This is a genomic window from Gilliamella sp. Pas-s25 (assembly GCF_009795885.1).
GTDB lineage: Bacteria > Pseudomonadota > Gammaproteobacteria > Enterobacterales > Orbaceae > Gilliamella.
Map to the genome: position 1 here is coordinate 70,094 of NZ_WTEV01000005.1, position 25,830 is coordinate 95,923.

The 25,830-nt window shown below is 35.0% G+C and carries 20 protein-coding genes; 19 read left to right on the forward strand and 1 reads right to left on the reverse strand.

What is annotated here, in order from left to right; translation table 11 throughout:
* The first annotated feature begins 39 nt into the window (after window positions 1-39).
* The 18 genes from GQ593_RS03780 to GQ593_RS03865 all read left to right on the forward strand — a co-directional run bounded on the left by GQ593_RS03780 (window position 40) and on the right by GQ593_RS03865 (window position 22,898).
* Window positions 40-525, forward strand: a complete 486-nt coding sequence (locus tag GQ593_RS03780; protein WP_160430784.1) for a CvpA family protein — start codon at window positions 40-42, stop codon at window positions 523-525.
* 18 nt (window positions 526-543) lie between these two features.
* Entirely contained in the window at window positions 544-2,061 is a 1,518-nt protein-coding gene (gene purF, locus GQ593_RS03785; RefSeq protein WP_160430699.1) for an amidophosphoribosyltransferase, read from the forward strand.
* 494 nt (window positions 2,062-2,555) lie between these two features.
* On the forward strand, window positions 2,556-5,252 hold the full coding sequence (locus tag GQ593_RS03790) for an inverse autotransporter beta domain-containing protein (protein ID WP_160430700.1): 2,697 nt from the start codon (window positions 2,556-2,558) through the stop codon (window positions 5,250-5,252).
* 112 nt (window positions 5,253-5,364) lie between these two features.
* Window positions 5,365-6,402, forward strand: coding sequence for a hypothetical protein (locus tag GQ593_RS03795; protein WP_160430701.1), 1,038 nt, complete (start codon window positions 5,365-5,367; stop codon window positions 6,400-6,402).
* A 145-nt stretch (window positions 6,403-6,547) separates the two neighbouring features.
* The gene (locus tag GQ593_RS03800) at window positions 6,548-6,754 is read left to right on the forward strand and encodes a YheU family protein (RefSeq protein ID WP_160430702.1); all 207 of its coding nucleotides are present in this window, start codon (window positions 6,548-6,550) and stop codon (window positions 6,752-6,754) included.
* Between the two features lie 89 nt (window positions 6,755-6,843).
* Window positions 6,844-7,473: a cAMP-activated global transcriptional regulator CRP gene (gene crp, locus GQ593_RS03805; RefSeq protein WP_160430703.1), complete on the forward strand. Its 630-nt coding sequence runs from the start codon at window positions 6,844-6,846 to the stop codon at window positions 7,471-7,473.
* A gap of 52 nt (window positions 7,474-7,525) precedes the next feature.
* Entirely contained in the window at window positions 7,526-8,257 is a 732-nt protein-coding gene (locus tag GQ593_RS03810) for an isoprenyl transferase (RefSeq protein WP_160430704.1), read from the forward strand.
* On the forward strand, window positions 8,251-9,093 hold the full coding sequence (locus GQ593_RS03815; protein ID WP_160430705.1) for a phosphatidate cytidylyltransferase: 843 nt from the start codon (window positions 8,251-8,253) through the stop codon (window positions 9,091-9,093). Before GQ593_RS03810 ends, GQ593_RS03815 begins: the two co-directional genes overlap by 7 nt.
* A gap of 13 nt (window positions 9,094-9,106) precedes the next feature.
* Entirely contained in the window at window positions 9,107-10,426 is a 1,320-nt protein-coding gene (gene rseP / locus GQ593_RS03820; protein ID WP_160430706.1) for an RIP metalloprotease RseP, read from the forward strand.
* A 25-nt stretch (window positions 10,427-10,451) separates the two neighbouring features.
* Window positions 10,452-12,875 (forward strand): outer membrane protein assembly factor BamA, encoded by a 2,424-nt coding sequence (gene bamA, locus GQ593_RS03825; RefSeq protein WP_160430707.1) that lies wholly within the window; start codon window positions 10,452-10,454, stop codon window positions 12,873-12,875.
* A gap of 34 nt (window positions 12,876-12,909) precedes the next feature.
* The gene (locus GQ593_RS03830; RefSeq protein ID WP_160430708.1) at window positions 12,910-13,395 is read left to right on the forward strand and encodes an OmpH family outer membrane protein; all 486 of its coding nucleotides are present in this window, start codon (window positions 12,910-12,912) and stop codon (window positions 13,393-13,395) included.
* A gap of 2 nt (window positions 13,396-13,397) precedes the next feature.
* Complete coding sequence (lpxD, locus tag GQ593_RS03835) at window positions 13,398-14,426, forward strand: UDP-3-O-(3-hydroxymyristoyl)glucosamine N-acyltransferase (protein WP_160430709.1); 1,029 nt, start codon at window positions 13,398-13,400, stop codon at window positions 14,424-14,426.
* Between the two features lie 107 nt (window positions 14,427-14,533).
* Window positions 14,534-15,835, forward strand: a complete 1,302-nt coding sequence (gene tig, locus GQ593_RS03840) for a trigger factor (protein ID WP_160430710.1) — start codon at window positions 14,534-14,536, stop codon at window positions 15,833-15,835.
* 92 nt (window positions 15,836-15,927) lie between these two features.
* Window positions 15,928-16,530, forward strand: coding sequence for an ATP-dependent Clp endopeptidase proteolytic subunit ClpP (gene clpP / locus GQ593_RS03845; RefSeq protein ID WP_160430711.1), 603 nt, complete (start codon window positions 15,928-15,930; stop codon window positions 16,528-16,530).
* Between the two features lie 19 nt (window positions 16,531-16,549).
* The gene (gene clpX, locus GQ593_RS03850) at window positions 16,550-17,815 is read left to right on the forward strand and encodes an ATP-dependent protease ATP-binding subunit ClpX (protein ID WP_442903585.1); all 1,266 of its coding nucleotides are present in this window, start codon (window positions 16,550-16,552) and stop codon (window positions 17,813-17,815) included.
* A gap of 190 nt (window positions 17,816-18,005) precedes the next feature.
* Entirely contained in the window at window positions 18,006-20,441 is a 2,436-nt protein-coding gene (gene lon, locus GQ593_RS03855) for an endopeptidase La (protein WP_160430713.1), read from the forward strand.
* A gap of 132 nt (window positions 20,442-20,573) precedes the next feature.
* Window positions 20,574-22,433 (forward strand): SurA N-terminal domain-containing protein, encoded by a 1,860-nt coding sequence (locus GQ593_RS03860; RefSeq protein WP_160430714.1) that lies wholly within the window; start codon window positions 20,574-20,576, stop codon window positions 22,431-22,433.
* Between the two features lie 153 nt (window positions 22,434-22,586).
* Entirely contained in the window at window positions 22,587-22,898 is a 312-nt protein-coding gene (locus GQ593_RS03865) for a ComEA family DNA-binding protein (protein WP_160430716.1), read from the forward strand.
* A 43-nt stretch (window positions 22,899-22,941) separates the two neighbouring features.
* Here GQ593_RS03865 and priA read toward each other — a convergent pair whose 3' ends face one another.
* Window positions 22,942-25,116, reverse strand: a complete 2,175-nt coding sequence (gene priA, locus GQ593_RS03870; RefSeq protein WP_160430717.1) for a primosomal protein N' — start codon at window positions 25,114-25,116, stop codon at window positions 22,942-22,944.
* Between the two features lie 218 nt (window positions 25,117-25,334).
* On the opposite strand from priA, the gene moaC reads away from it, so the two are divergent.
* The gene (moaC, locus tag GQ593_RS03875) at window positions 25,335-25,820 is read left to right on the forward strand and encodes a cyclic pyranopterin monophosphate synthase MoaC (RefSeq protein WP_160430718.1); all 486 of its coding nucleotides are present in this window, start codon (window positions 25,335-25,337) and stop codon (window positions 25,818-25,820) included.
* Window positions 25,821-25,830: the final 10 nt, after the last annotated feature.

Consider the following 25,830-nt stretch of genomic DNA (forward strand, 5'->3'; position numbering starts at 1 on the left):
AAATAAAACATTTTTAATATAAAATTATGAGTTATTATGATGAATTGGGTTGATTTTACTATTATTGGTGTGATTGCTTTTTCTGCATTAATTAGCATCATACGAGGTTTTGTGCGAGAAGCATTATCACTCATTAGCTGGATTTTAGCTTTTTTTATTTCTAGCCGATTTTATATCTATATTACTGATTATTTAACTTATTTTGATAGCGATGTAATACGCATTGCTGTTGCAATTGTTATTCTTTTTATTGCTACATTATTAGTTTGTGCGATTGTGTCTTATATTATTGGTCAATTAGTCCAAAAAACAGGATTATCAGGTACTGATCGTATATTAGGTATCTGTTTTGGCGTGTTACGTGGGATTTTAGTTGTTGCAGCAGTCCTTTTTCTGCTTGACACCTTTACGCCGTTATCTCAATCACTGTATTGGTCTCAATCACAGCTAATTCCGCATTTTCATTTTATTATTCGGTGGTTTTTTGATTTTATACAACAGTCTTCTTCGTTTTTAGTCCAGTAAATTTGAGGTAACCATAGTATGTGTGGTGTTGTGGGTATTGTAGGATGTAGTGCTGTTAATCAATCTATTTATGATGCATTGACGGTTTTGCAACATCGAGGGCAAGATGCAGCAGGTATTGTAACTATTGATAATCAAAATCGCTTTCGTTTACGCAAGGCGAATGGTTTGGTCAAAGATGTGTTTCAAGAACATCATATGCAACGATTGCAAGGTCATTTGGGCATAGGACATATTCGTTATCCAACAGCGGGGAGTTCTAGCCCATCGGAAGCACAACCCTTTTATGTCAATTCACCTTATGGTATCGCGCTTGCTCATAATGGAAATTTGACCAATACTGATGAACTCAGTAATAAAGTATTTGAACTCGCAAGACGCCATATTAATACAAATTCCGACTCAGAGGTGTTACTCAATATATTTGCCCATGAACTTGATAAGTTCCCCGCCTATCCATTAACTGCCGATAATATTTTTACAGCCATACATAATGTTCATAACATCATTAAAGGCGCATATGCTTGTGTTGCTATGATTATTGGGCATGGTCTTGTCGCCTTTCGTGATCCTTATGGTATTCGTCCGTTAGTTATAGGTAAAAGGGTGCTTGAGAATCAGAAAATCGAGTACATGGTTGCATCTGAAAGCGTCGCTTTAGATATTCTTGATTTTGAATTTATGCGCGATGTCCAGCCGGGTGAAGCAATTTATATTACTCAAGAAGGGCAATTATACTCTCAGCAGTGTTCAGATAACCCGCAATATTATCCATGTATTTTTGAGTATGTTTATTTTGCAAGACCGGATTCATTGATGAATGGTGTATCGGTTTATCAATCACGAATTTTAATGGGGCAAAAACTGGGGCAAAAAATAGCAAGAGAGTGGAAAGGTGTTGATATTGATGTTGTCATTCCTATTCCCGAAACATCATGCGATGCTGCGCTTGAAATTGCACGTATTTTAAATAAACCTTATCGGCAAGGATTTGTTAAAAATCGTTATGTTGGCCGTACGTTTATCATGCCGGGGCAAAGAGCACGGAAATTGTCGGTAAGGAGAAAGCTCAACGCTAACCGTATTGAATTTGAAGGTAAAAATGTCTTATTAGTGGATGATTCTATTGTGCGAGGCACAACCTCAAAAGAAATTCTTGACATGGTACGTTCAGTGGGTGCTAAAAAAGTCTATTTAGCGTCTGCAGCACCAGAAATTAGACATCCAAATGTTTATGGGATCGATATGCCTATTGCCAGTGAACTTATTGCTCATAATCGAACGGTTGATGAAATCGCTAAAGATATTGGTGCTGATAAGCTTATTTTTCAAAGCTTATCTGATTTAGTTGCTTCAATCACAACGCAAAATCCAAATATACATCATTTAGAGTGCTCTGTTTTTGATGGTAAATATATTACTGAAGGGATTGATGATAACTATTTATCATTATTAGAACAAAAAAGAAGTGAAAATAAAAAATCTCCTGCGTGTAAAGAGTCAGAAAATCTAGAGATTTATAATGAAGAGCAATAAACCACAATAATTATTGTAAAAGACAAAATATAATAAAGGCCTAAAATACCACAGTTAGGTCTTTTTTATTTATTTAACGTAATGTTATTCAAGTCATTATCCGCAATCTTTGCTAAGTTAACAATATAAACAGCAATATCATTCGATTAACTTTCTATATTAGGGTTAAGAAAATATTTAACATGTCATTATATTTACATAATTAACCTAAAATTAACATAATCAATTTTAATAAAACGATTGATTTATATAAAAAAACAACAAGACAACAAAAAAATATCAAAAAAAAGTAATAAATAATTTTGAATTATGACTTTTTTGTAATAAAATCACAAAAATCAAAAAAAGTTTGTAAAGAAAGTTAAAGAAAAAACAATTTAAAATGTAGATTACCTAAAAATAAATAATCGCGTTGATATTTAATAAAGGTAAATTTGTATTAACTATACATTTTATGTGATGTGCTTTGTTGGTGAAATATAAGGAATGTTAAGATGAGAAAGAATCTTAATTTAACAATTATCTCAGCATTTGTAATTGCTACACTAGCATGGCAATCTGCTTTTGCTGCTGATGTTCAGGTATCGCAAGGGCCTGTAGATAGTAATAAGATAATTGAATTAAAAGACGGCTCAAAGGCTCGTGAAATGATTAATAATCAAAAACGTAGTCTTTATCAAATTGCACTATTAAGTAGTATCTCTATTTCAGAATTACGCACAATGAACGCAGGGCGCTTTGATAAAAAGGATGTTGTTGATGTTGGAGAGCGTATAGTCCTGCCAGAACACTCCCCTTTATTACCAGCAATTATAAAAACAAATGATGACAAAGATGATAAGCATGCTAGTTTACCTCAGTTAGGTTCAGATGATAACTATAATGTTAAAAAAGACAAAGATGCACTTGCAAGCCAAGTCGCTTCAACATTGCAAGTCTTAGCAAGTCAGGACTGGAAACAATTAACCTCGTCAGATAATGGTGGTTTATCAGGGCAGCTAAAAAACAGAGGTAAAGATTACGCAGAAAGCTATGTGCGCAACAGCGTTAAAAACCAAGTTGTTGATCCCGTTCGTAACGCAGTTCAAGATTTTTTAGGTCGTTTTGGTACCGCTCAATTACAATTTGATATAAATGATAAAGGCGAATTTAATAATGTTAATTTGAAGTTATTTAGCCCATGGTATGACACAGAAGATACATTAATTTTTAGTCAAATGTCATTTCAAGAATACGAACATAATCGTCGAATAGGTAACTTTGGTATCGGTCAACGTTGGGATATGGGCGATAAAAATTGGTTACTGGGTTATAACCTGTTTCTTGACCATGATTTCCAACGTTCGCATAACCGTTTAGGTATTGGTGCTGAAGCGTGGACAGATTATATGAAATTTGCGGCTAACTATTATTATCCTTTATCGGATTGGAAAGAGTCTAAAGATTTTGATGATTACTTAGAACGTGCAGCAAAAGGTTTTGATATTCGCTTCCAAGGTTATTTACCGCAATATCCACATTTAGGTGGATCGCTTATGTATGAGCAATACTTTGGTGATAAAGTTGCTTTATTTGGTAAAGATAATCTACAAAAAGATCCAAGAGCAGTTACGGTAGGTCTTGATTATACGCCAGTTCCACTTTTTACTATTAAAGCTGAACATAAACGAGGTCAAGATAATCAAAAGGCAACGAAAGCTGAGCTAACAATGAACTATCGTATAGGCACACCATTGAAAGACCAATTGGATCCAGATATGGTTCAATCTGCGCGTTCTTTGAAGGGTAGCCGTTATGATTTAGTTGACCGTAATAACTATATCGTTCTTGAGTATAAAGAAAAGAAAATGTCGGTCGATTTGGGGCTTGAACAAACTCAGTTAATTGAAGGACAAACTTATCCATTAAGCATTAGCGTTCATAATGCTAAGAACTTATCAAGTATAGCATGGTCTGGCGATATGCTAGAAATTGATGCAGGTGGTGGTTTCTTATGTGCAACAGCAGGGGTGTGTTCTGCTTCTTCTTGGCTGAATCCACCCGTTGACACAAGTAACTGGAAAATTGTTGCGCCTAGTTATGTTGATGAAAATGGTCAGCGTCGTCCTGCGAGTACAAATGGTAAATATTCTTTATCGGTATCTGTTACAGATAGTCGCGATAAATCTGCAACATCGAACTCAATTAGTTTTGAAGTAGTGCCAGATCCTGCAATGCGTAAAATTGGGGTATGGGCAGTAGATAGCTCAGGTAACAAAACAACTTCGGCTACGCAAGCTGCTGATGGTACAAGTAGTTTGACTGTATTAGCAACCCTTGTTAAGCCCAAGGTGAACAATGGTGCAATCAATTCATTTCAAGATGCCGATGGTTTTAGTGATGATGAACTAATGAGCCGTATACCTGAAACATTTGCCGAATTTGTTGGATTATGGACTGCCGCTAGTAATGGTGAAAAAATTGCTTTAATTGATGGTACTTCAGGTAGTATAAATGAATGTCCAAGACAAGAACCTTGTGTCATTGTGAAATCATTTGAAAAAATTGTCAAAGGTCAAAAAGTATCATCTCATGCTTCAACTGCCGCTGGTTTAGATGTGATTGGTGATAGTTATGCATTAGATGTCGCTTCAAATATCGAGGGAATGGTTGATCTTTCAATTTCGCTGGATCAGTACGGTTTTGGTTCGTCATTTAATAAAGTCTCGGTTGATTTTTCTGGCGGTAGATCAGGTTACATAGAAGTTTGGAATAGCGCTGGAATATTAGTTGCGGCAAGTTCAGGTTCTGTACTTCAATTTGATCCTGCGGGTCCAAACGAATGGCGCGTGGGTAATGAATATCTTGTCAAAGCGTTTACCTCTGCAGCTAATCGCACGCCAATTGTTAATCCATATGTGATTTGGTCATTGGTGGGATCAAATGAAAGTGCTTGCCCTAATGTAGCGACTTCTTTGCAAAATAGCGTGACTAGTCATCCTAATGGACCGTGGTTTAACGTTGCTATGGGACAGGATGCTCATTATAAAATAAAAGGTAAAACGATTGATAATTATAGTTATGCATCATCTGGTACAAGTATTTCTGCAGTCGCTGGTGCGCCAGATCATTTGGATTTAACTCCACAGTCAGCAGCTATCCCTGCGTGTGCTGGCGATCAAGGATTTAAATTACAAGTCACAGTTTTATAAATAAAGTTTAGATTACCGACTTGTGTCGGTAATCATAAAGGGAACACCAAGTAAATGGTGTATTTATATAAATACAACATGTTAATTTATAGAGAAAAATAGGAAGTTAAACATGAAAAATCTTACAATTAAAAAAGTTGCGTTAGGCTTATTTTTAGCTGGCTATGCAGCAAGTAGTGCATTTGCTTTAGATGCAACTACATCTAGTGTTATTAACGGTAATGCACCAGTGTTGAAAGCTATAGACAGCACAGCAGTAGAGCATACTTTGACAGTTCGCGTAACTACAGATGAAGCAGGTACGAATCCGATCGGTCAGCGCGCTGCTAAAGTAGGTGACTATGTGGTTATTCAATTTAGGTTAGAAGATGCCGATGGCGATACAGATGGCGGACAAATTAAGGAGACATTAAAAGTCTTTGCAAGAAAAGCTAGTGGTTGGGAAACCATCAATAAAAATAACATTGGTGTGACTGAAGCCCGTAATGGTACCACCGCTCGTGTATCTTTTAAAATAACGAGTGATTTTTTAGGTGCAGAAAAAATTGGTTTTAAACTTTTAGAAAGAACTGACTTTGGTGTTCCTTATACTAATAAATGGTTAGAAATAAATGATATTTGGGCAGCAGGTAATCCACATGCTGCACCAACAAACCCTGCAGACCCTACAGCCCCACCATCTGATAGTTCTCGTCCAAATGACCCAATTGCTGATTCAAATGCTGCAAATAGTGATCATGGTCCAGGTGATACTATTGCAGATAATGGTCACGGTCCAATTACAACTGATGATGTTGAAATTGGTATTTTCAAAGTTGATGGAAATGGTAATGTAGATAAAAATGTGAACTATGCGTTATCATCAGCACCTGCACCTAAATATGGTGAGACATTCCAAGCTATCGTGTGGACTGATGGCAATATTGGAGATGGTGTAAGGGATGCTAATGCAACTGATTTAACTGGTTATACTTTTGTCTGGACTCTAGATGGTTCATATGAAGGAGTAGATGCAACAGCTGCTAAACTAGATGAAGTACAAGATCATCCAGAACAGATTGTATTAGGTCCTAATAATAGTATTTATAACTCAGCATATAAAGCTGGTGCTCAAGGCTATAACCTTAAAGTTACAGCTACTCTTAACTAATTTTAAATTTGGTTATATAAGTGTAGAAAACCACTCTTCGGAGTGGTTTTTTATTTAATATACGCATAACTTGGTGATGCTTTATATTATTTAAGCGTTGTTATAAAATAATTAAAAATCTAATTCTAATTCACTATCATAAAATATGATTATTCCTTGGCAAAATCTTGATCCGCAAACATTAAATAATCTAATTGAATATTTTGTATTACGTGAAGGCACCGACTACGGTTTACAAGAAAAATCACTCCAAGAAAAGGTTGATGAAGTAAAATCTCAATTAGTTCAGGGCTCCGTTGCTATTTTTTGGTCGCAGTTACATGAAACCATTGACATTAAACACGTTAAATAATGGCTAAATTCATTCTTGCTTAGTATATAATTTGTTGCTTAACTTTGTTATAGTGTATAAGTTGTAAATTAAATGGAGAGGTAGGCGTAATGATTGGTAAACAGCAATCGGATACAACGTTAGAATGGTTTTTATCTCATTGCCATATTCATAAATATCCAGCTAAAAGTACCCTTATACATCAAGGCGAAAAAGCAGAAACTCTCTATTATATTTTAAAAGGTTCTGTAGCAGTATTGATTAAAGATGACGAAGGTAACGAAATGATTTTGTCTTATTTAAATCAAAACCAATTTTTGGGTGAATTAGGTCTTTTTGAAGAAGGTACCGAACGAAGTGCTTGGGTTAAAGCTAAAACAAGCTGTGAAGTGGCCGAAATTTCATACAAAAAATTTAAGCAGCTTGTTCAAGTCAATCCTGATATTTTGATGCGTTTAGCAAGCCAAATGGCAAGTCGGTTACAAGTTACATCTGAAAAAGTGAGTAATTTAGCATTTCTAGATGTTGCTGGGCGGATCGCGCAAACACTTTTAAACCTTGCAAAACAACCTGATGCAATGACACATCCTGATGGCATGCAAATCAAAATCACACGTCAAGAAATAGGTCAAATTGTTGGTTGTTCACGTGAAACAGTTGGACGAATTTTAAAAATGCTTGAAGATCAACATTTGATTTCAGCTCATGGTAAAACGATTGTCGTTTATGGTACACGCTAATTGACCAAAAGAATATAATTACTACAATGATTGATACAATACGAGATATCGCATGACACAAGAAAGATGTATTCCAAGTCATGTGGCTATAATTATGGATGGCAATGGCCGCTGGGCACAACAACGTAATCAAATGCGTGCAAGTGGTCATCGAGCAGGTTTAAAAACTGTGCGAAAAATTGTGACTTATGCAGCAAGCCTAAAAGTAAAAGTACTTACTTTATATGCGTTTAGTAGCGAAAACTGGAAGCGACCAGCCAATGAGGTCTCAGCACTCATTGCTCTTTTTATTTATGCTTTAAATCGAGAAATTAAAAGTTTGAATAAAAATAATGTTCGCTTAAATATTATTGGTGATATTTCTCGCTTTAGTGAGCATTTACAAAATAGGATTATTTACGCGCAAAATTTAACCAAAAATAATTCTGGTCTAGTGCTGAACATTGCCGCCAACTACGGTGGTCGTTGGGATATTTTGCAATCAGCTAAAAAAATGGCTATGCAAGTTGCAACAGGCGAAATCACGTTAGATGAAATAACAGAAGACCATTTTACTTCAGCAATGTGCATGAGTGAATTTCCTGAAGTTGATTTAGTTATTCGTACTGGCGGTGAATGCCGAATTAGTAACTTTTTGTTATGGCAAATTGCTTATTCTGAACTCTATTTTACTGATACTTTATGGCCTGATTTTAACCAAAATTTATTTGATGAAGCAATCAATGTATTTAATACCCGAGAGCGGCGTTTTGGTGGGCTTCATGATAAGGAACACTTATGTTAATCCATCGTATACTTGCTGCAATTGTGCTGATTCCGCTAGTAATAGTGGTTCTTTTTTTTCTTCCATTACCCTTATTTTCTTTAACTATTATTTTAGTTTGTGGATTAGCCGCGTGGGAGTGGGCTCAATTTCTTCATATTACTAAAAAGCCCTCAAGGTTAATCTTTGCTCTTTCAATCGTCATTTTATTAAGTCTACTTTATTGGATTCCAAATTCAGTTGAGTTAAAAATAAGTCTATATACCACTATTTTATCTTTATCAATTGTATGGTGGTTCATTGCATTGTGTTTAGTGGGGAGCTATCCCGCTACCACTAAATATTGGGGTAATTCAATTGTTATAAAATTGTTATTTGCTTTTTTTACGCTAGTGCCGTTTTTTATTAGTATGATTGAATTAAGATCAATAAACTATAATGCTAATTCTTATACAGGTGCAATTTGGTTGCTTTATGTCTTTGTGCTAGTATGGGCAACAGATACTGGCGCTTATTTTGCTGGGCGAACTTTTGGTAAACGGAAATTAGCAGTAAAAGTCTCACCGGGTAAGACTATAGAAGGTTTTATTGGTGGTGTTAGTTTGGCAATTGTACTGAGTGTAATTGCTTATATGTTTAATTTTTTCAATATTGGATTCAGCACATTTTTTATTAGCTCTTTGTTAGCAATTTTAGTTTCAGTTTTAGGTGACTTAACAGAAAGTATGTTTAAGCGTGAAGCCGGTATTAAAGATAGTGGTCATTTAATTCCTGGACATGGCGGTATTTTAGATCGTATTGATAGTTTAACTGCTGCAGTTCCTGTTTTTGCAGCATTATCTTTCTACATATTATAAAAGGTGATAGATTTTGTTGTGGTCACTGTTATTATTTGTTATTACCATGAGTATATTAGTTACTATTCATGAGTTTGGGCATTTTTGCGTTGCTCGCTTATGCAAGGTTAACGTTGAATGTTTTTCAATAGGCTTTGGTAAAAAACTGTGGTCGCATAAATTTTTAAATGGAACCGAATTTGTAATTGCTATGATTCCGCTAGGCGGTTATGTTAAAATGCTTGACGGTAGAGCAACAACATTATCAAGCGATAACGAAAAGTTTGCGTTTGATAGGAAGAAAATTTGGCAAAGAGCTGCCATTATTTTGGCAGGTCCATTTGCTAATTTTGTGTTAGCTTTGATTATCTATTGGATTATTTTCTTGACAGGTGCAGAATCTTACCCTGTTAAAATAAAAGACGTAATACCAAATACACCCGCTGCCTCTGTAGCAATTCCAGCGGGTGCCGAATTGAAAACCATTGATAATATCAAAGTAGAAACTTGGAATGATGTCAATTTAGCTTTAATTAGTGCGATGGGAAAAGCTAATGTCACTTTCTCCTATATTGATAGTACTGATAATGGTGATCAAAAAGAAGTTAAAAATAGTGTAGATATTAGTAATTGGCATTTTGATATAGAAAAAGACTCGGCGATTACCGCATTTGGGTTTGTGCCTAAAAAGTTGGAAATTTATCCAATTGTGAGTAAAATTGTATCTGGTTCGGCTGCAGAACAAGCAGGTTTACGTGTTGGTGATAAAATTATCGGTTATAATAATCAATCATATGTAGATTGGAATGATTTTTCCAGTACAATTAAAAAAGCTCAAGCAATGATTTTAGAGATTGATCGAGAAAATAAAAATATTTATCTTAAACTCATACCAACAGTCAAAAAAAATGGGGAAGGTGTTGCTGGTTTATATCCCACATCTGATGCTAGAGTTGTACAGTATGGTTTTTTAGAAGGATTTAATAAAGGTATGGCGCAAACAGTGTTAACCACAAAGTTAACTGTTCGTTCGCTTTATCAATTAGTAACAGGTGTTATTGGTCTACAACAGTTATCAGGGCCAATAACAATCGCAAAAAGCGCAGGGCAAACAGCAAGTTATGGTTTTACCCCTTACTTATATTTTCTAGCCTTTATTAGTATAAGCTTGGGAGTTATCAATCTTGTTCCATTACCTATATTAGACGGCGGACACCTTGTTTTTTTACTATTTGAAAAGATAAAAGGAAGTGCCTTATCAAATAAATCACAAGAGCGTTTTTTTCGTTTTGGGTTTGTTTTATTAATGGTAATAATGGGAATTGCACTATTTAATGATATTTTACGATTGTGATGGAATGAGGTTATAAACATTTACGATGAAAATAAATAAATTACTTATAGCATCTTTGCTGTTCGGTACTACAGCTGTATATAGTTCCAATGCATTTTGTGTTGATGATTTTGTGGTAAAAGATATCAAATTCGAAGGTTTACAGCGTGTTACTCTTGGGGCTGCACTACTTGAAATGCCAATCCAAGTTGGTGACTATGTTAATGAAGCTGATTTAGGTCGTATTATCAAATCACTGTATTCTAGTGGTAACTTTGATAATATTACTGTTTCTCGTGATGGCGATAGACTAATTGTTCATGTGCAAGAACGTCCGACGATAGCTAGCATAACTTTTTCTGGTAATAAATCAGTCAAAAATGACATGCTTAAAAAGAATCTAGATAGTTCTGGTATTCGGGAAGGCGAAGCATTAGATCGTACAATGCTTTCTGGTATAGAAAAGGGCCTAGAAGATTTTTACTACAGTGTTGGTAAATATAATGCTCAAATTAAAGCTGTTGTCACTCCGCTATCTCGTAATCGTGTCGATTTAAAATTAGTTGTTGCTGAAGGTAAATCTGCATTAATCGATCAGATCAACATTGTTGGTGCTAAAGCGTTTTCATCAGAAGAACTTATTTCGCGTTTTACTTTGCGAGATGAAGTACCTTGGTGGAACATGCTTGGCGATCGTAAATATCAAAAACAAAAATTAGCCTCTGATTTAGATGAATTGCAAAGTTTTTACTTAAACCGCGGTTATGCTCGTTTTAATATCGAGTCAACTCAAGTCAGTTTAACGCCAGACAAAAAAGGCATTTACGTGACAATCAATATTCATGAGGGTGAACAGTATAAATTATCTAAACTTGAATTGATGGGTAATTTTGCAGGCTATAAAGATGCGATTGCCAAAATTGCTAATGAAAAAGTATCAATTGGTGAGCTCTATAATGGTAAAAAGATTACCGAAATTGAAGATAATGTTAAGCGTTTACTTGCTAATTTTGGTTATGCATATCCTAGAGTTTCAATCCAACCTGAAATGGATGATAGTGCACATACAGTTAAATTAAATGTACTTGTTGATGTTGGTCAACGTTATTATGTTCGTAATATTAAAATCGTTGGCAATACGGTAACAAGCGAAAGCGTAATCCGTCGTGAGCTTCGTCAAATGGAAGGAGCTTGGCTAAGTAATGGTTTAGTTGAATTAGGCAAAGAGCGTTTAAGTCGTCTTGGTTTTTTTGATACTGTTGAAGCAAATACCGAACGTGCGTCAGGTGTCGATGATCAAGTTGATATTATTTATAAAGTTGCTGAACGTAATACTGGTAGTATCAAATTTGGTGTTGGTATCGGTTCTGATAGTGGTCTTAGTTTTAATGCGGGTATTTCTCAAGATAACTGGTTAGGTACAGGCAATAGTGTCTCATTTGATATTAACACTACTGATACTGATAAAACTGCGTCTATTTCTATCGTTGACCCTTATTTTACGGTTGATGGAGTAAGCCTAGGTGGCAGTATTTATTATAATACCTATAAAAATGACGATAAAGATGATGAGTCTGAATACTCAAGTAAGACTTGGGGGGCTTCTGCTAATTTAGGTTTTCCAATTAGTGAAAATAACTTTGTTCGTTTTGGTACCGAATATGCTAATCATAAGTTGTCTGATATGCAAGCGCAATATGGTATGTGGCGTTATTTTGAATCCGTGGGCAAAAATGTAAAAAACAAAAACTCTATTTCTTTTGATACCAATGACTTATTGTTAAATGCTTATTGGACATATAATTCTTTAGATCGTGGGTTTTTCCCAACTGATGGTCTAAAGATGACTGCTAGCGCTAAAGTCACAGCACCATTGTTTGATAATCGCTTCTATAAAATAGTCTCAGATGCCACTTACTATTATCCAATTGACAATGACCATAGCTGGATCTTCCTAACTCGTGCTCGATTCGGTTATGGCGGTGGTTTTGGTGGTAAAGAGCTACCATTTTACGAAAACTTTTATGCTGGTGGAGCGTCAGTGCTACGCGGCTTCAAATCAAATACTGTTGGACCTAAAGCGGTATACCTTAATAAAAGTGGTGTTTGTGATAGCTTAGATAATACATCTGGATGCACAAAATCAAAAGATGCAGTAGGTGGTAACGCTATAGCTTTTGCCAGTACCGAGCTAATTATTCCAACCCCATTTGCTAGCGAAAAATACGCTGATAATATTAGAACGTCGCTATTTTTTGATGCAGGTACTGTATGGGATACCGAGTGGGGATTAAAAGGACATAATATTCCTGATTATAGTTCGCCATCGGATATTAGAATGTCAGCAGGTGTTGCTGTACAGTGGATGTCACCATTAGGGCCTTTGGTCTTTTCTTATGCTCAACCATTTAAGAAATATGACGGTGACTCATCGCAACAGTTCCAATTTAATATAGGTTCTACATGGTAATTCCGTATTATAAATAAAAACATAGGTGATTAAAGTGAAAAAAATTATATCTGTTCTTGGTGTTAGTGCAGCATTACTATTTACAGGTTTTGCAAATGCTGAAGTTAAAATCGGTGTTGTTGATGTTATGTCCGTATTACAACGTATGCCTCAACGCGAATCGGTTGGTAAAGCATTGGATAGTGAATTTGAAGCGAGAGCCAAATCACTACAAGTAGAAGAAAAGAAAGCTGGAGAAGCTGATGCTCGTCTTAAGAAAGATGGTTTAACATTGTCTTCTTCTGAAAAAACGAAATTAAAGAAGATAATTTCTGATTTCGAAAATAAAGCGAAGGCGTTTTCTGCGGATTATCGTAAACGTGAAACTGAAGAAGCAGGCAAGTTATTAACTAAAATTCAAGAGGCTGTAAAAGATATTGTTGCAACAGAAAAATACGATATTATCTTAAAAGCCGAAGCAACATTATCAGCTTCAGATGCAGTTGATATTTCAGATAAAGTGCTGGAAAAGGTTAAATAATAATGTTTGCTTTTCGTTTAGTACAACTGGCAGAGCAACTTGATGCTAAGTTACATGGTGATGGTAATTTAACTATCACCGGTATAGCATCGATGAAAAGTGCCGTATTTGGGCAAATTACTTTTTTGTCAGATAAAAAGTTACAAAGTAATTTATTAGCGTGTAAAGCTTCTGCTGTCGTGATGACTGAAGAGAGTCTTGAACATTGGAGTGGGGCTGCTCTTATTGTAAAAAATCCTTATCTTGCATACGCAAAATTAGCGCAAATTCTTGATACTACGCCAATGCCAGCAAAAGATATAGCCCCGACAGCAGTGATTGATGAAACAGCTCAGCTCGGTCACAATATTTCGATTGGTGCTAATGCAGTTATCGAAAGTGGTGTTGTATTAGGTGATAATTGTATTATTGGTGCTGGTTGCTTTATTGGTAAAAATACAATAATAGGTGCAGGTACAAAATTGTGGGCTAATGTCTCAGTTTATCATAATTGCGTTATTGGCAAAAATTGTTTAATTCAATCAAGCACTGTAATTGGTGCAGATGGCTTTGGTTATGCAAATGATAAAGGGAAATGGATTAAAATTCCCCAATTAGGCCGTGTTGTTATTGGTGATAATGTTGAAATTGGCGCCTCAACAACAATCGATCGTGGTGCGTTAGATGATACTGTTATAGGTAACGGTGTCATTATTGATAATCAATGCCAAGTAGCTCATAACGATATTATTGGCGATCATACAGCGGTAGCGGGTGGTGTTATTATGGCTGGAAGCCTAACCATTGGACGTCACTGCTTAATTGGCGGTGCTAGTGTTATTAATGGGCACATGGAAATATGTGATCAAGTTACAGTAACTGGTATGGGTATGGTGATGCGTCCAATAACTGAGCCAGGTGTTTATTCATCAGGTATTCCATTACAAAAGAATAAAGTATGGCGAAAAACAGCTTCATTAGTTTTACATATTGACGAAATGAATAAACGTTTGAAATCGCTTGAGAAGAAACTATTAAATGTCTCGACGTAGACGATTGCGGTCGGTATAATGCATGCCTATTTTTTAAATTTTTAAGCTCAGTTATCGTTTTTATATAATCATGGGCAGGTAATATTCAATAATATCGAGGTATAAAAATGCAAGTTTCGGTAGAAACAACACAAGGTTTAGGTCGACGTTTATCAATTACAATTAAGTCAGAAGACATCAAAAAAGCAGTTGATAAAGAACTCATTAATACTGCAAAAAAAGTACGTATTGATGGTTTTCGTAAAGGAAAAGTACCTTTAAAAATTGTTGAACAACGTTATGGCGCTTCTATTTTGCAAGATGCATTAAGTGATTTAATGCAACGAAATTTTATTGAAGCAATTATTCAAGAAAAATTAAATCCAGCAGGTGCACCAACTTATATACCACAAGAATATAAAGATGGTCAGGACTATACCTTTACTGTTGAATTTGAAGTTTACCCTGAAATCAAAGTTGAGAATTTAGACAAAATTGAAGTTGAAAAACCGGTTGCTGAAGTTGCAGATGCAGATATCGAAACAATGATTGAAACTTTACGCAAACAACAAGGTGCTTGGAAAGAAGTTAAACAAGCCGCTAAAGAGCAATATCGCGTTACTTTGGATTTTGTTGGACAAGTTGATGGTGTTGAATTCGAAGGTGGCAAGGCTAATGATTTTGCATTGGTATTAGGTCAAGGTCGTATGATTCCTGGTTTTGAAGATGCAATTATTGGTCGTCAAGCAGGTGATCAATTTGATATTAATGTGACTTTCCCTGAAGATTATCATGCTGAAAATTTAAAAGGTAAGCCGGCCATATTTGCGGCAACACTTAAAAAAGTTGAAGAACTTGAATTACCAGAACTTACTGAAGATGTTATTAAACGCTTTGGTATTGTTGATGGTACTGTTGAAAGCCTGCGAGCTGAAGTTCGCAAGAACATGACGCGGGAACTTAATGCAACAATCCGTAATAAGGTCAAAACACAAGCTATTGATGGCTTAGTTAAAAATAATGAAATTGATATACCTGTGGCATTAATTGACCGTGAAGTTGATGTATTACGTAAGCAAGCGTTATCTCGTTTTGGTGGTAATGTAAAACAAGGTATGGAGTTACCTAAAGAACTATTTGAAGCTGAGGCAAGAAAACGGGTTGCTACTGGTTTATTATTTAGTGAAATTATTGAAAGTAATAAACTAACTGCGGATGAAGTGCGTGTGCAGGCATTAATTGATGAAATTGCAACTGCATATGAAGATCCAAAAGAAGTTTTAGAATATTATCGCAAAGATAAAAAAGCGATGGAAAATATTCGAGCTGTAGCATTAGAGGATCAAGTTGTTGATTTATTATTAGCTAGTGCAAAAGTAACAGAAAAGAATTATTCGTTTTCTGAATTAATGAACCAGCAAATTGCTTAATTTATTAGCTTTTTCATTTAATTTAAAAAATCACTTCAAAGCCCAAATAAGGATCGTCTGTTTGGGCTATTTTGTTTAATTAGGAGATAAAAATGCCTTTAGAACCATATATGGGTGTTATTCCAATGGTTGTTGAGCAAAGCTCTCGTGGCGAACGAGCTTACGATATTTACTCACGACTCTTAAAAGAGCGAGTTATATTTTTGACTGGACAAGTTGAAGATAACATGGCAAATCTAATTATCGCTCAAATGTTATTTCTAGAAGCTGAAAATCCTGATAAAGATATCTATTTATATATTAATTCACCAGGTGGTGTTGTAACTGCTGGCATGGCTATTTATGACACAATGCAATTTATAAAACCAGATGTCAGTACAATTTGTTTAGGGCAAGCGTGTTCAATGGGATCATTACTTTTAACTGCGGGTACTAAAGGTAAACGTTATTGTTTACCTAATGCGCGTGTAATGATTCACCAACCATTAGGTGGTTTCCAAGGTCAAGCTTCTGATATTCAAATACATGCACAAGAGATTTTACAAGTAAAAAGTCGCTTAAATAAGATTTTAGCCATGCACACAGGTCAAGACATTAGTGTGATTGAAAAAGATACCGATCGTGATAATTTTATGTCTGCCGATAAAGCGGTTGAATATGGCTTGGTCGATGCCATATATAGTAAACGATCTTAATATTAAATAGGTGGTAAAAGTGAATAAAGAAAGTTCAGAAAAATTACTCTATTGTACTTTTTGTGGTAAAAGCGAGCATGAAGTCCGTAAACTTATTGCTGGGCCATCATCTATTTATATTTGCAACGAATGTATAGGATTATGCAATGATATTCTAAAAGAAGAGACAAAAAGTTTCCTTTCTCACGAAGAGTTTATTAATCAACCATTACCAACACCACATGAAATTAGAAAGCATCTTGATGAGTATGTGATTGGTCAAGAACGTGCAAAAAAAGTGTTAGCCGTCGCTGTGTATAATCATTATAAGCGATTACGTAATTATGCACGTCGCAGTGATGTTGAATTAGGCAAAAGTAATATTTTGCTCATAGGGCCAACAGGTAGTGGTAAAACGTTATTAGCGGAAACATTGGCTCGTTTTTTAGATGTGCCTTTTGCAATGGCTGATGCAACAACGTTAACTGAAGCGGGTTATGTTGGTGAGGATGTTGAAAATATTATCCAAAAATTATTACAGAATTGTGACTATGATGTTGAAAAAGCGCAGCGTGGGATTATTTACGTTGATGAAATAGATAAAATTTCACGAAAATCGGATAATCCTTCTCTTACTCGAGATGTATCCGGCGAAGGAGTTCAACAGGCCTTATTGAAAATTATTGAGGGTACTATTGCTTCTGTTCCGCCAAAAGGTGGGCGTAAGCACCCTCAGCAAGAGTTTTTACAAGTAGATACTTCAAAAATTCTGTTTATTTGTGGTGGTGCATTTAGTGGGCTTGATAAAGTCATCGAAAATCGTGTGTCAACTAATACCGGGATAGGTTTCGGCGCAGATGTTAAAAGCACTCAAAATAAAGTTTCTGAATCAGAATTATTAGCACAAATTGAGGTTGAAGACTTAGTGAAGTTTGGATTAATTCCAGAGTTTATAGGAAGATTACCTGTTATAGGTACATTATCTGAACTGGATAAAAATGCCTTAATTAGTATTCTAACTGAGCCTAAAAATGCCTTAACTAAACAATTTCAAACTTTAATTGAGTTAGATGGTGTCGAACTTGAGTTTACTAAAGAAGCGTTGGATGCCATTGCCATAAAAGCAATGCAACGAAAAACAGGAGCGCGAGGTTTGCGTTCGATTGTGGAAAATATATTATTAGATACTATGTACGACTTACCATCAATGACGGCTATAAAAAAAGTGATTGTAGAAAAAGAAACTGTTGAGCGATCACAATCGCCGAAATTAGTGCATTGTGAAGGCGCTGAACTTTCTGCTTGAAATAAAAATTTGCCATCATAAATATGATGGCAAGAGCGATAACCTCAAACGAATACTTAAGTCAAGTTTCCATAAATGCTATCAAAATGTTCCAGAAATAGTGTATGTTTAAATCCAGAAAGATCAGCTTGAATATCTTAAAACGATCCCAATATTAATCTAATGGATTTGTACTACTAGAGAGAATGAAATGAAAATAAAACGAACCAAACACATGACTATGCCTATTTTACCATTGCGTGATGTTGTTGTATTTCCACATATGGTAATCCCTCTCTTTGTTGGTCGAAGTAAATCAATACGTTGCCTCGAAGGGGCAATGGAAATGGATAAACAAGTCTTTCTTGTAACTCAAAAAGATCCTTCTCAAGATGATCCAATGATTGATGATTTATATGAAGTCGGAACTGTGGCTAATATTTTACAGTTACTTCAATTGCCTGATGGGACAGTAAAAGTCCTAGTTGAAGGTGTTGAACGGGCTCAAATGATTAATGTTGTTGAGCAGGAAAGCAATGAATTTTTTATTGCAGAAGTTAAGCCACTAAGCGAAGTAAAAAAAGCTGATGATATAAGTGAAGCTATGATTCGCTTAACTTTATCTAATTTTGATGAGTACTCAAGGCTTAACAAAAAAGTAACTCAGGAAGTTGTTGATTCTATTCGCTTACTTAAAGAACCGTCTCGTTTGGCCGATTCTATTGCTGCTACGCTATTTTTAAAGGTCGAACAAAAGCAAGAGATTTTGGTAACCGCTAATCTTGTAAAGCGATTTGAATTGCTTATTTCATTAATGGAATCGGAAATTGATTTATTACAAGTTGAAAAAAACATTCGACAACGTGTTAAACAGCAAATGGAAAAGGCTCAAAAAGAGTATTATCTTAATGAGCAAATTAAAGCTATTCATAAAGAGTTAGGCGATATAGATAATAAACCTGATGAATACGAAGAGTTAAAAGAAAAAATTACTAAAGCTAAAATGCCAAAAGAGGCTACAGATAAAGCATTAGTTGAACTTAATAAATTAAAAATGATGCCGGCAATGTCTGCTGAAGCGACAGTTGTACGAAGTTATATTGATTGGATGATTCAAGTTCCTTGGTATAAGCGTAGTAAGGTTAAAAAAGATATTGAAGGTGCACAAAAAGTTTTAGATAAGGATCATTATGGACTTGAACGTGTAAAAGATAGAATTTTAGAATATTTGGCAGTTCAGGGGCGTGTTAATAAAGTTAAAGGTCCTATTTTATGCTTGGTTGGACCTCCTGGAGTGGGTAAAACATCGCTAGGTCAATCGATAGCTAAAGCAACAGGACGCCAGTATATTCGCATGGCTTTAGGTGGCGTGCGCGATGAGGCGGAGATTCGTGGGCATAGACGTACTTATATCGGCTCAATGCCAGGAAAACTAATTCAGCGTATGGCAAAAGTAGGTGTTAAAAACCCATTATTCTTATTAGATGAAATTGATAAGATGGCATCAGACATGCGAGGAGATCCTGCGTCAGCATTATTGGAAGTACTTGATCCAGAACAAAATAATGCCTTTAGTGACCATTATTTAGAAGTTGATTATGATTTATCTGATGTGATGTTTGTTGCTACCGCTAACTCTATGAATATTCCTGCACCATTGTTGGATAGAATGGAAGTTATTCGCCTTTCTGGTTATACGGAAGACGAAAAGATGAATATCGCTAAACAACACTTGATTACTAAACAGATAGAAAATAATGGGTTAAAACCAAAAGAAATTAGAATTGATGACTCAGCTATTATCGGTATTATTCGTTATTATACTCGGGAAGCAGGTGTTCGAAGTTTAGAAAGAGAGATTGCAAAAATTTGTCGTAAAGTTGTTAAACAATTAGCGTTAGATAGCAAATTGAAGAAAGTTATTGTGACGCAAGATAACTTAAAAGATTTCTTGGGAATACAGCGTTTTGATTATGGTAAAACGGATAATGAAAACCGCATCGGTCAGGTTATTGGTCTTGCATGGACTGAAGTAGGTGGAGACTTGCTTACCATTGAATCAGTAAGTGTACTAGGTAAAGGAAAATTAACTTACACAGGTTCATTAGGTGATGTTATGCAAGAATCAATTCAAACCGCATTAACTGTTGTTCGATCTCGTGCAGAAAAATTGGGTATTAATAGTGATTTTTATGAAAAACGCGATATCCATGTGCATGTACCCGATGGAGCAACGCCAAAAGATGGACCAAGTGCAGGTATTGCAATGTGTACTTCGCTAATTTCGACTTTAACGGGGAATCCTGTTCGTTCTGATGTTGCTATGACAGGTGAAATAACATTACGTGGCGAAGTTTTACCTATCGGTGGACTAAAAGAGAAGTTATTAGCTGCACACCGAGGAGGAATTAAAACTGTATTGATTCCAATAGATAATGTAAAAGATTTGGAAGAAATCCCCGATAATGTGAAATCTGAAGTTGATATACATCCAGTAAAATGGATTGACGAGGTGCTCACAATTGCACTGCAAAATAACCCATTTGGTATGGAACCAGTGGATAAAAAAGTAACATTAAAAAAAACGTCTAAAAAGGCTATTAATAAATTAAAAAGTAGTGTTGATAGTTCTGCCAGATTAAATTAACTATTTTTTATTAATAAAGATCAACTTAATGTTGATCTTTATTTTGGAGACTTAACATTCAGACAATAGCCAATTTAGTTAAATATGCTATACTTTCGAAATTCACATTAGGTATTTGGAGAATCGCAAAAAATGATGGAAACAATCCGGACAGCAGCAAATAATATTGTTGTTAAGATTATTTTTGCAATAATTATTTTATGTTTTATTTTCACTGGCGTCGGATTTTTAGGCTTTGGAGGCGGTAATAGTGCTCGCAATCAGCAGCAATATATCGCAAAAGTTGATGGTGATGGTATAAGTCGAGCTGAATTTGAAGCTCAAGCTAGAGCAGTAACAGCAAATGCTGGAGGAGATAGTTCTTTTATTAAACAGCTACGCCGTAATGTGTTATCTTATCAGATTGATAATTATTTAGCTTATAAATTTTCACGAAATATTAATCTGGCTATTAGTAATGATCAGATTAAAAAATTTATCGTAAAACAGAACGATTTTTTTAAAAATGGTAAATTTGATAATCAGACATATTTAGATCTTTTAGCCAAAAATAATTTTACTCCAAATAGTTATGCTGAAATTATAAGAACGGTATTACAGCAACAACAAGCTGTTAATGCGCTAACAAATAGTAGTTTTGTTTTGCCAATTGATTCTGAAATATCTTCACTCAAAAATCAAACTAGAAGCGTATACGCAACCTCAGTTGATACTTCTGTAAGTGATATTGATGAGGCAAATATTACATTAGAAGACGAACAAAAATATTACAACGAACATTTAAAAGAATTTTTTAAAAATGAGCGTGTAAAAGTTAAATATATTGTAACTTCTCAAGAAATTGCGGCAAAAACAGTTCATGTTACTGAAGATGAAGTTAGAAATGAGTATAATAAAAATATCAAAGCTTATTCATATCCAGCTAAGAAAGCTTATAGTGTAATTTTTACTACTGATAAAGAACAAGCTAAGAATATTGCTAAAAATCTTTCGTCTGGGGCTGATTTTGAAAATATCGCTAAAACAATTAACCAAAATGGTGATATTTCGCCATATGGAAAAAATGGTTCATTAGGCTGGTTTGCTGATGATGATTCTTTGCCTCAAGTATTTAAAGATGCCAAGTTGAAAAAAGCAGGTCATGTTTCAACACCAATCGCTGTTGATGGCGGATATGCAATAGTGAAATTAGACGGTGTACAACCCGCAAAGGTTATGGATTTTGATTATGCGAAGTACCAAATTGATTCAAAACTTACTAAACAAAAAATACAACAGTTTTTAGAAAGTGAAGAAAATAAAATTAAAGCTGCATTGAAAGATTCTCCAAAGACTATTGAAGAGCTTGCTGACAAAGTTGGGCTAGAAGTAAAAAACTCTGATTGGGTAACTTTCAATGATAAGTTTTCAATCGCTGTTCATCCTGAAATTAGAGATGTTATTTTTAGTGAAGAAATGATAGTTGATGGTAAAGCAACAGACAAAATTTCTGATTTAATACCTGTAGATAGAAATTATGGACGGTTTGATTTTGTTGTACAAACAGTGGACTATCGCCCTGAAGGTATAGCTCCATTTGATGAAGTTAAAGATGAAATCCATAAAAAGCTTTTTACTGAGATGGCTCAAAATCAATTTAAAGCGAGTGTTGATAATATATTGACTCAATTAAATGAAACTGGCAATGCTAAAAATGTGAAGTTTGCCAAAAAATATATGTTGAATCGAAATTCAACCGAACTCGATCAAAAAGTTGTTAATCTAGTCTTTAATTTAAATCCTTCCGTATCGGGAAAAACTGTTTATGGTGCGGAACTTTTAAATGATAAAAATGCTTATATTGTTGCACTAACTAAAGTAGATACGCCAAAAGAATATGAAGATATTTCTTCTGAGTTGTTACCTCTATTCATTAATAATACACATTATTATCTTGCGGCAGATATACGTTCTAAGGCCAAAATAGAAATTATGCCTGATTCGAATTTGTGATTTAACTCTCAAAATAGTAGCAATAAAAGAAAAAAAGAAAAGCCACCTAAGTGGCTTTTCTCATTTTTATAATTCAAGAAATTTTTTTATCTGATTAAGTGAGATAGTGATAAAGCAAATTTACTTGCGTAACTATTTTTAGAGGTTAATCAAATGAAAGTATTTTTACTATTAGGTATTTTGTTATCAAGTTTTATTGTTCCAAATACAAGTTTTGCCGATTCAGTTCCTGCAACGCCTGCACCAGTTAAACAGGAACAAAAACAAGTTGTACAAGTCAATATTAATACTGCAACGGCAGAAGAACTATCAAAAGTATTGACGGGGATTGGAGCGAATAAAGCAAAAAGAATTATTGAATATCGAGAAAAATTTGGACCTTTTGTTTCAGTTGAGCAATTAAAAGATGTTTCAGGTATTGGACAGGCAATACTGGACAAAAATGCTGGCAAAATCACATTATAATTTATTATTTCCACCAATATTAATTGGTGGAAATAATAGCATCCTAATTATCAATAGGATCTACATCAATACTCCACCTTACTTTTGACGTTTCACTCCATTTAGAGATTGTGATTAATAATTGATCCAATATTCGTTGTAACTGTTGCCTATTTGTATGTTGAAGCAGTAATTGCCAACGATGATAACCCGCTTTCTTTGGTTGATTAGCTGGCATTGGTCCAAGTTGCCATAAAGTATGATCACAATGAACTTTTAACCAATCATGGATATGCTGTAAAAATGCTGGAGCATAATGATTATTGCGATCTGCAGCACGAATTAATGCTTGGTAACTAAATGGTGGTAATTGTGTTTGTTGCCGTTCTTGTAGTGTCAGTTTAGCAAATTTTGGATAGCCTTCAGTAAGTAAAACATTGAGTAAAGGGTGATCTGGATGATACGTTTGTAAAATAACTTGGCCTGCTTTTGCTTCACGGCCGGCTCTTCCTGATACTTGAGTATAAATCTGAGCAAACCGCTCTGTTGCTCGAAAATCACTTGAAAATAAAGCGCCATCAACATCAACAATTCCAACCAAAGTCACATCGGGAAAGTGGTGTCCCTTAGCTAAAATTTGTGTGCCAACTAAAATGTGAGCCCCGCCTTGTTGGATACTTTGTAGATAGTTATCTAATGCACTTTTTTTACTCACTGTATCACGATCGATACGACTAATCTTAATTTTGGGAAAAAGAATCTCAAGCTGTTGTTCAAGTTGTTCTGTCCCAAATCCAATCGGTATTAAGTGGGTGGAGCCACATTTTGGGCATTGTTTTGGAATTGTTCTAGGTGTATCACAATAGTGACATATCAATTTTTGTTGTTTGTGGTGAAGTGTATAAGGCCTATCACAGCGAGGACATTCAGCAATCCAACCACAATCATGGCATATTAATAATGGTGAAAATCCTCGACGATTTAAAAATAGCATTACTTGATTATTATTAGCTAAATGTTTTTTTATTTGCTCTATTAGTGGTTGAGATAGACCGGCCGCAAGTACTAATCCTCGTAAATCCAAAATCGACTGTCTGGCCAGTGTTGCATTACCCGCTCTTTCGGTTAACTGTAATAAATGGTACTTGTGGTTTTGTGCATTATTGAGTGTTTCAAGCGATGGTGTTGCAGATCCTAAAATGATTGGAATATTGTTAAATTTAGCTCGAATAATCGCTAAATCTCGTGCATGATACCGCCATCCTTCTTGTTGTTTATAAGAACTATCATGTTCTTCATCAATAATAATTACACCCAAGTCTTTAAATGGGGTAAAGAGCGACGATCGTGTACCTACAACAATTGCGTTTTCTCCTTTTTTACTTCTTAACCAAACAGTGAATCTTTGTTTATCGGTTAATCCTGAGTGTAAAATATCAATTGGTGCATTAAAACGCTGTTTAAAACGTTTAATTGTTTGTGGTGTTAATCCAATTTCAGGGACGAGTACTAATGCTTGTTTACCTGCTGCTAAAATATTAGAGAGTACATTTAAATAAACTTCTGTTTTGCCTGAACCTGTAACACCTTCCAGCAAAAACACCCCAAATTGGTGATTTTGTTTATTGATTGTTTCTATGGCATATGATTGTTCCTTATTTAACTGAATTGAACTCGCATTAGTCGAAAAGTTTGTTTGCCATTGAACATCATCTAGCTGGTAGCTGACTTGTTCTATAAGTTGTTTTTTCTGTAATTGGTGATAAACGGCGTTACTTACGTTAGTATCAGAGATAGTATTATTTCTAAATGATGATAGTAATAATTTTTGTTTTGGAGTTCGTGATAGCGATTGCAAATCAATCTGCTTTCCCAATTTTGTTAATTGCCATTGTTTGGTTTCGTCTTTCACTGCCAGATGTCCTTGCCTGAGTAAAATAGGCATAGCATGGAATAGAACCTCACCAATAGGATAATGGTAATAACCAGCAGCCCAGTTTAATAACTGCCAAATAGATGGCGTAAAAACAGGCTCTGTATCAATAATTGTAGTAACAGTTTTTAAATTTTTAATATCAAATTCAGTTTTTTCATCAATACTAACAATAATCCCTATTGCGTCTGCGTCACGTTTGCCAAAAGGAACTCTAACCCTCATTCCGATTTGGGCAGGCTCTGTTAGGTGATAGTCAAATAGTTGGTAAAGTGGAACAGGTAAGGCTATATGAGCGATAAGCATTAAAAAATCACAAATATTATAATTAATATAAAACTATATTGTACGCAGTTTTTACTTAACCCGCAAAAACTATAAGAAGCAATTTATTATTACTAGATTGTTTTGTTTACTTATCGGTATCTATTTCTTCATACGATAAAATCGAAAAGTGGTAACTATTGGTAAAATTTGTTATCTTGGATATAGTTGATGATTTATAAATTATTGAGGATTTAAGGATGCACAAATCATTTTCGCATATTAATCAGCGTGGTGATGCGCATATGGTTGATGTTTCAGATAAACCGATAACAACGCGAGAAGCAAGCGCTGAGTCATTGGTCTTAATGAATTCTGATACACTGAATATGATTATTGAAGGTAAACATCATAAAGGTGATGTTTTTGCAACGGCAAGAATTGCAGGAATTCAAGCTGCTAAGAAAACTTGGGAGCTTATTCCACTTTGTCATCCTCTTTTTTTAAGTAAAATTGAAATTAATATGGAAGCAGATAGAATAAAAAATTGTATTCGAATTCAATCATTTTGTCGATTAAATGGGCAAACTGGTGTTGAAATGGAAGCAATGGTTGCCGCATCGGTTGCAGCCTTAACTATCTATGATATGTGCAAGGCAGTGCAAAAAGATATGGTAATTACTCAAGTAAGGTTGTTAACCAAGAGTGGTGGCAAGTCAGGCGATTTTATTGCCCAAAAAGTTTAATAGAGATAAG